This window comes from Curtobacterium sp. PsM8, assembly GCF_030433875.1.
Taxonomy (GTDB): domain Bacteria; phylum Actinomycetota; class Actinomycetes; order Actinomycetales; family Microbacteriaceae; genus Curtobacterium.
This window is the reverse complement of record NZ_JARUXD010000152.1, coordinates 1-1,031: the sequence shown is the minus strand read 5'-3', so window position 1 is coordinate 1,031 and position 1,031 is coordinate 1. Positions and strand designations below refer to the sequence as shown.

The window sequence follows — 1,031 nt, the reverse complement described above, 5'->3', positions numbered from 1 at the left end:
TGCTCGTGATGGCCGAGCTGGGCGGCGACGGACACCGACGTCGTGCCGCGGTCCGGGGCCGGGGCGGCGGGGGGGGGGGGGCGCGGGGGGGCGCGGCGCCCCCCCGCGGCCCGGCCCCCCCCCCCCGCGGGGGGGGGGGGGGCGCGCGGGGGGGGCGGCCCGCCGGCCCGGCGGGGGGGGCCCCCCCCCCCCCCCCCCCCTCCCGGCCGCTCAGGACCGGCCTGATCCGCTCAATCGACCTCGCGGAGGAAGCCGGTTGCCGGGTCGATCTCTGCCAGGAAGGCACGGATGTCCCGCCGCAGTCGCTCGTCATCACCCATCGCCACAGCGATGACCGCCTCGATCGACTCGGGGCTCATCCCGCTCGTACCGGCGAGCATCCCGCTGTAGCCGTAGCCGGCGTTGGGCCCGGTGAGCCACGTGACCTGGTGTGCGGCCCCCTCCACGGAGATACGGAAGTGCTCGCCGTCGACCACCAGCTCGCGGACGGCGGGTACGGCCACGGGGAGGGCTGGCTCATCGGCGTCGCGCCAACCGAGCGGACCGGCCAGTGCGCTCAACCGGGCGTGCTCGACAGGGTCGGCGAGCCGCCATCCGTAGCTCTCCGCGACGACGTGGCTCACGCCGTCGATCATCGTCCTCGCACGGCTCTCGCCGAGGCCGTCGGTGTCCACTTCTTCGTCGATCCAGGTGAGCAGCTGGCCCACCCAGTCCTCGGCGTCCTCCGCAGGTGCATGCAGCCACCACTGCGGCGCACGGGTCGACGGAAGCGCGATCCGGAGGTGTGCCTGCGACCCCGCCTGACTGATCAGCATCGTCATGACGCCGTCAGCTGCGTCGATCTGGGTCACCGAGTACGAGAGGGGGCGTGCCGCTCGGAGGGCGGCGACGATGGCGGCGTCGGTGAGCACGACGAGATCATCCCACCACGGCCGGGCCGCCCGCCCGCCCGGGGGGGGGGGCCCGGCCCGCCATCAGGGACGCAAGACGGGATCCCCGGCGCGTTTTAACAAAATGACCGGGCGCCGGCC

1 protein-coding gene is annotated in these 1,031 nt (G+C 75.2%); it reads right to left on the bottom strand.

Annotation, left to right across the window (positions count from 1 at the left end; translation table 11 throughout):
- Positions 1 to 230: 230 nt before the first annotated feature.
- Positions 231 to 911: a hypothetical protein gene (locus QCD68_RS17180; protein WP_301223890.1), complete on the bottom strand. Its 681-nt coding sequence runs from the start codon at positions 909 to 911 to the stop codon at positions 231 to 233.
- Between the last annotated feature and the right edge of the window lie 120 nt (positions 912 to 1,031).